The following is a 5,657-nucleotide window of genomic DNA, read 5'->3' as shown; positions in this document are numbered from 1 at the left end:
GCCCAGGCTCGTAAACAGTTTATTGATGTAGTGTTAGTGGATACCGCTGGTCGTTTGGCCATTGACGAAGACATGATGCAGGAAATTCAGCAACTGCACTCAGCCATCAACCCAATTGAAACGCTGTTTGTGGTTGACGCTATGACTGGTCAGGATGCGGCGAATACGGCCAAAGCATTCAGTGAAGCTCTGCCGCTAACCGGTGTTATTCTGACTAAGACCGACGGTGATGCGCGCGGTGGTGCTGCGCTGTCTATTCGTCATATTACCGGTAAGCCCATTAAATTCCTGGGTGTTGGTGAGAAAAACGATGCGCTGGAGCCGTTTCATCCTGACCGTGTAGCCTCCAGAATTCTCGGCATGGGCGATATGCTTTCTTTAATTGAGGAAGTTGAGCAAAAAGTCGATAAAGAAAAAGCTGAGAAGGTTGCTAAAAAAGTCATGAAAAAAGGCCAGTTCTCACTGGAGGACTTTCGTGACCAATTAGTTCAAATGCGGGAAATGGGTGGCATGATGGGGTTAATGACCAAAATGCCAGGCATGGGTAAAATGACGGAACAAATGAAAGGTCAGATGGACGATAAAATGACCTTACGTATGGAAGCCATCATTAATTCGATGACTCCAAAAGAGCGGACCCGACCGGATGTTATTAAAGGCTCTCGTAAGCGCCGTATAGCGGCCGGCTCAGGTACACAGGTTCAGGACGTGAACAAATTACTTAAGCAGTTTACCCAAATGCAGAAAATGATGAAAAAAATGAAAGGCGGCGGCATGCAAAAAATGATGCGCGGCATGGGTGGAAAGTTACCTCCGGGAATGTTCCCCGGGCGTTAGGAAAAAGCGCGTCAAGCTTGCATTTGCAGTAAAAATCAGTAGAATTGCCGAGCCTTCCGACTCTGTCGGAGGGCTTTGCTATTTTTTACATTTACAAAACAGTTATATTGAGGAACGCAATGGTAACCATTCGTTTACAACGTGGTGGCGCTAAAAAACGCCCCTTCTACCAGATGGTAGTTGCTGACAGTCGCAATGCACGCGACGGTCGTTTCATTGAGAAAGTAGGATTCTTTAACCCTGTAGCTCGTGGTCAGGAAGAAAAACTTCGTGTTGATGTTGACCGCATTGAGCATTGGGTAAGCAAAGGCGCTCAGTTATCTGATCGTGTTGCTAAACTTGTTAAAGATGCAAGCGCTGCGGCGTAAGCATTAATAGATTCAGGTAGGTAAATTAATGCAGCAATCAGAACAAATCGTCGTTGGTCGCCTTGGTGCGGTGTATGGCGTTAAAGGCTGGTTGAAAGTGCAGTCATTTACTGATGATCCAGAATCGATATTTGAATACAGCCCTTGGTTACTCAGCCAGAAAACTGAGCGCGAAATGAAAGTTGTCGAGTGGCGTCGCCACAACAACGGACTTATCGCCAGGTTAGAAGGTATATCCGATCGTGATGAGGCTGCACGCCTTACTGGTGCGGATATCTGCATTACTGCAGATGAGTTACCGGCATTAGCTGATGACGAGTTTTACTGGCGCGACCTTATTGGTATGCGTGTAGTAAACACTAAAGGCTATGATATGGGTGTGGTTGAACAAATTATGCCCACTGCATCGAACGATGTGTTGGTCGTAAAGGCAAACAGCAACGACGGGTTCGGAAAGTCTGAACGTTTAATTCCCTTTATCCAGAGTGAGTATGTCACTGAGGTTAATAAGGAAGAGAAGCGTATTCAGGTTGAGTGGCCGTCAGACTTTTGATGAGTAAACCATTGCAGGTTGGCATCATCAGTTTGTTTCCTGAAATGTTTGCTGCAGTCACCGACTATGGTGTGACTGGCAGAGCAATAAAGGAAGGTTTGCTGACAGTGAGTGTTTGGAATCCTCGTGATTTCACGCATGATCGCCACAGGACTGTTGATGACAGGCCTTATGGCGGTGGTCCGGGTATGCTGATGATGGTGCAGCCACTAGTGGATGCTATCAATGCAGCAAAAAAAAGCCTGGGTGAGGACACTCCTGTTATTTATTTGTCACCACAAGGGCAAAAACTTGATCACAGCGGAGTGCAGCAGCTCTCCAAAAATGATCGAATGATTTTGATTGCTGGCCGTTATGAAGGCATTGATGAACGTGTTATTAAGCAGTACGTCGATGCGGAATGGTCGATAGGGGATTACGTATTAAGCGGTGGTGAGTTACCGGCAATGGTGCTTATTGACGCGGTTTCACGATTAATTCCCGGGGTGTTGGGACACCAGGATTCAGCGGCAGAAGACTCTTTTGCCAGCGGGTTACTGGACTGCCCTCACTATACTCGACCGGAAATTTATAATGAACAGCAAGTGCCGCCGGTTTTATTAAGCGGTGATCATGAAAAGATACGTCGCTGGCGTTTACAGCAGTCTTTGGGTAAAACCTGGCTGCAACGACCAGAGTTAATTCATAGCCTAGCTCTGACTGACGAGCAGGAAGCATTGTTGAACGAGTTTATCGCGCAGCAATCATCCAGCGAATAAAGTACAGTTTATCTAGGATAGGAGATACGAAAATGGCAAAAGTTAGCCAAAACATCATTAAGGCTCTTGAAGAAGAGCAGATGAAACAAGATTTACCTGAGTTTGCACCAGGTGACACTGTTGTTGTAAATGTAAAAGTAAAAGAGGGTAACCGCGAACGTCTTCAGGCGTTTGAAGGTGTTGTTATCCGTGTTCGTAATCGCGGTCTGCATTCAGCGTTCACTGTACGTAAAGTATCGAACGGTGAAGGTGTAGAGCGTACTTTCCAAACGCACAGCCCATTAGTTGACAGCATCAAAGTCAAACGTCGTGGTGCGGTACGTCGCGCGAAACTGTACTACTTGCGTGAGCGTTCTGGTAAGTCTGCACGTATCCGCGAGAAGCTGTCTTAAGCTTTTAGCAAAAAAACGAAATAGCAAAGAAAAACCCAGCCTTGTGCTGGGTTTTTTGTTAGTGTTTTAAAAATGAAAGAAGATATAGAAATACTGACGCAGATTTTGGCTGAGAACCTCAATACGCAGCCTCACTGGACTGAGATTGAGCTTATAGAGCGGCTGCAGTCTCAGCCCTATGAATTTTTTGACAAGGGCGCCTTGCGGGACCCCTTAACTCTGTTTCAAACGCATTTTTTATTGTTTCATTGTTTGTATAAATTACGTGAGCGCTGGCGTGAGCAGAAAAAGTATGAGCTTTTTATTCATACATTAAATATTGAATGCCAGCCCTGGCACAAAGGAACTTCTGCTTTATCTGAAAATGACCCATTGGCAGAGTACTACCTGGACTTAAATCAATTAAATAGCACATCGGGAGCCGATGTCGAGTCAATGCTTGATGATTTTTGGCAACGCATGGGGCATTCTTCTGTAACGGCAGATATGCCAGTCGCAGAAGCCTGGCAGTTGATGGAAGTTGAACCACCGGCCAGTCGTGCACTGATTAAAAAGCAGTATCGAAAATTAGTGCATAAATACCACCCAGATAAAGGTGGAAGTGTTGCTAAGATGCAAAAAATTCAAAAGGCGTATCGCTGTATTACTGGTGTAATTAAAGAGGAACAAAGTAGCCACCCATGAGTCAAGAACCGGACAAACGATTATCAGAACTGCGTAATGCCATTGATGCGGCTGATAATGAGTTAATTGAAATTATTGCGCGTAGAGCTAAGCTAACGGCCGAAGTTGGTGAGGTTAAACGTTCATTGAAGCAGCCGCTTTATGTACCGGAGAGAGAGCGCTCTTTAGTGAAGGCTCGCAGAGTAAAAGCAAAACAAGCCGGTTTGTCTGAGGACTTAATTGAAGACGTCGTGCGCCGCATTATTCGTGAGTCATATCGCACGCAAACATCCCAGGCGGCAGCTACCTCCAGCCATCTTGAACGACCCGTTTTTGTGTTTGGAGGCGAGGGCGCTCTGGGGGCACGTTTGGTTGCTCAGTTAAGGCAAACAGGCTATCGGGTCATAACGATAGATAAAAACAATGAGTGGCCAACAGAGGATGAATTAAGTCAGGCACAGTTAGTACTTATGAGTGTGCCGGTTAATAAGACTGCTGAACTGATAAGGCGCTTACCGCCGTTGCCCGATGATTGTGTCTTAGCCGATGTGACCAGCATTAAGGCTGCCCCTTTAAATGCAATGCTGGAGCAGCATGACGGACCGGTTGTCGGGTTACATCCCATGTTCGGGCCATCGGTACAGAACCTGGCAAAACAATTGGTTGTTGTTACTCATGGCAGGCAGCGGCAGCATTATCAGTGGCTGTTAGACCAATTTATTAACTGGGGAGCGCATTTACACGAGGTTGATGCAAATAAGCACGATGATGCTATGGGCTGGATACAGGCTATGCGCCATTTAAGTACTTTCGCTTATGGCGTTCATCTGGCATCAGAGCGGGTAGACATTAAGGAACTGCTAGAACTCAGCTCACCTATTTATAGGATGGAACTGATGATGATAGGTCGTTTGTTTGCTCAGAACGCAGAACTCTATGCTGATATCATCGCCGCAAATAAATCGCAGTTTTCCTCAATTAGACGTTATTTGCGCCGATTCTCTGAGATACTCGATGATATAGAAAATGGTAAGAAAGGAGACTTTGTTCTTCTTTTCGAAGAAGTTAGTCAATATTTTGGTGAATTTTCCAATCAATTTTTGCAGGAAAGTGAATCTTTGGTGCAACTGGCGGATGACCAAAGATTCAAACACGAATAATGTTTATGGCAGATATTCCGACATGAGTTCACTGAGTGCCTCCGGAGAAACAGGCTTATGCAGCGTGGCGTCCATTCCCGCCTCACGGCAAGCGCTCATTTCGCTGGCACTTTGGTGACTGGTAATAGCAATAATCGGTGTTGTTTTATGCTTTTCGATCCGTCGCAAATGCTGACAGACTTCAGCACCGGACATATCGGGCATTTCATAGTCGAGAAAGATAAGCTCGGGTCCCTGTTCTGCCAGGTTTAAAGCTTCTTCTCCTGTCATTGCGACAAGCAGGTCAACTTCAAAGCTAGCCAGCATCGCCTTTAACACTTCGATACTGATAAAATCATCGTCAGCAATAAGAACTTTACGCATAGTCACTACCTATTTGTCATAATTAATTATACCCTAGCACTTAGCTGTTTATATTCCCAGTTATTTGGAGCTAACAATATGAAACAGAAAGGAAATTCTATTAAAGTATGGGACAGCTTTATCCGGGTGTTCCATGGCTTACTCATTGTTTTTCTGGGAGGGCTCTGGTGGACCGTCGAAAACGGCCGGATGGAGCTGCATAAAGATATTGGAGTGGCGTTATTGGCGTTACTTGTGGTCAGAATAGGTTGGGGCATTTTCGGTAGTGAGAATGCGCGTTTTCATGTTTTTTTGAAATCGCCAGCCGCAATTTTAAAGCATTTGCGAAAGCTGTTCAGTGGTGCTTACGAAGCCGAAAATACTCACAGTGTAGCCGGTGGATGGGCGGTTATTTTAATGCTGGCGTTGTTGTTAAGCCAGGTGATGACAGGGCTATTTTCAACAGACGGGATTTTGTTTTCCGGTCCATTATCAAACTGGTTGTCATCTGATGGGCAAAAAGCAGTAACCAGCTGGCATAAGAGTCAGTTTGACGTCATATTAGTGGTGATTGCCATCCATAT

General features: G+C 45.5%; 9 protein-coding genes. 8 read left to right on the top strand and 1 reads right to left on the bottom strand.

The window, feature by feature from the left end:
* The 7 genes from B3180_RS13105 to tyrA all read left to right on the top strand — a co-directional run.
* On the top strand, positions 1-837 hold an 837-nt coding region (locus B3180_RS13105), incomplete at its 5' end, for a signal recognition particle protein (protein ID WP_414654054.1).
* Between the two features lie 119 nt (positions 838-956).
* A complete protein-coding gene (gene rpsP, locus B3180_RS13100) occupies positions 957-1,205 on the top strand; it encodes a 30S ribosomal protein S16 (RefSeq protein WP_011234962.1) in 249 nt (82 codons plus the stop codon).
* A gap of 28 nt (positions 1,206-1,233) precedes the next feature.
* Complete coding sequence (gene rimM, locus B3180_RS13095) at positions 1,234-1,758, top strand: ribosome maturation factor RimM (RefSeq protein ID WP_222235542.1); 525 nt, start codon at positions 1,234-1,236, stop codon at positions 1,756-1,758.
* Between the two features lie 11 nt (positions 1,759-1,769).
* Positions 1,770-2,516 (top strand): tRNA (guanosine(37)-N1)-methyltransferase TrmD, encoded by a 747-nt coding sequence (gene trmD / locus B3180_RS13090; RefSeq protein ID WP_278358834.1) that lies wholly within the window; start codon positions 1,770-1,772, stop codon positions 2,514-2,516.
* Between the two features lie 32 nt (positions 2,517-2,548).
* Positions 2,549-2,908: a 50S ribosomal protein L19 gene (rplS, locus tag B3180_RS13085; protein ID WP_054488388.1), complete on the top strand. Its 360-nt coding sequence runs from the start codon at positions 2,549-2,551 to the stop codon at positions 2,906-2,908.
* Between the two features lie 72 nt (positions 2,909-2,980).
* Positions 2,981-3,592, top strand: coding sequence for a DNA-J related domain-containing protein (locus B3180_RS13080; RefSeq protein WP_278358784.1), 612 nt, complete (start codon positions 2,981-2,983; stop codon positions 3,590-3,592).
* Positions 3,589-4,731 carry a bifunctional chorismate mutase/prephenate dehydrogenase gene (tyrA, locus tag B3180_RS13075; RefSeq protein WP_222235540.1) on the top strand — a complete coding sequence of 381 codons (1,143 nt, stop codon included), beginning with the start codon at positions 3,589-3,591 and terminating at the stop codon, positions 4,729-4,731. The genes B3180_RS13080 and tyrA overlap by 4 nt, the downstream gene beginning before the upstream one ends.
* Before the next feature lie 3 nt (positions 4,732-4,734).
* Here tyrA and B3180_RS13070 read toward each other — a convergent pair whose 3' ends face one another.
* The gene (locus B3180_RS13070) at positions 4,735-5,094 is read right to left on the bottom strand and encodes a response regulator (RefSeq protein WP_273022255.1); all 360 of its coding nucleotides are present in this window, start codon (positions 5,092-5,094) and stop codon (positions 4,735-4,737) included.
* Between the two features lie 78 nt (positions 5,095-5,172).
* On the opposite strand from B3180_RS13070, the gene B3180_RS13065 reads away from it, so the two are divergent.
* Positions 5,173-5,657 (top strand): cytochrome b/b6 domain-containing protein (locus tag B3180_RS13065; protein WP_286844998.1); only part of this gene is annotated, 485 nt, incomplete at its 3' end.

Source organism: Idiomarina sp. UBA4206 (assembly GCF_002383015.1).
Lineage (GTDB): Bacteria > Pseudomonadota > Gammaproteobacteria > Enterobacterales > Alteromonadaceae > Idiomarina > Idiomarina abyssalis.
This window is presented reverse-complemented; position numbering and strand designations above follow the sequence as displayed.

Coding starts and splice junctions, on each gene's coding strand:
- rpsP (WP_011234962.1), top strand. CDS start 957: ATGGTAACCATTCGTTTACAACGTGGTGGCGCTAAAAAACGCCCCTTC.
- rimM (WP_222235542.1), top strand. CDS start 1,234: ATGCAGCAATCAGAACAAATCGTCGTTGGTCGCCTTGGTGCGGTGTAT.
- rplS (WP_054488388.1), top strand. CDS start 2,549: ATGGCAAAAGTTAGCCAAAACATCATTAAGGCTCTTGAAGAAGAGCAG.
- B3180_RS13080 (WP_278358784.1), top strand. CDS start 2,981: ATGAAAGAAGATATAGAAATACTGACGCAGATTTTGGCTGAGAACCTC.
- tyrA (WP_222235540.1), top strand. CDS start 3,589: ATGAGTCAAGAACCGGACAAACGATTATCAGAACTGCGTAATGCCATT.
- B3180_RS13070 (WP_273022255.1), bottom strand. CDS start 5,094: ATGCGTAAAGTTCTTATTGCTGACGATGATTTTATCAGTATCGAAGTG.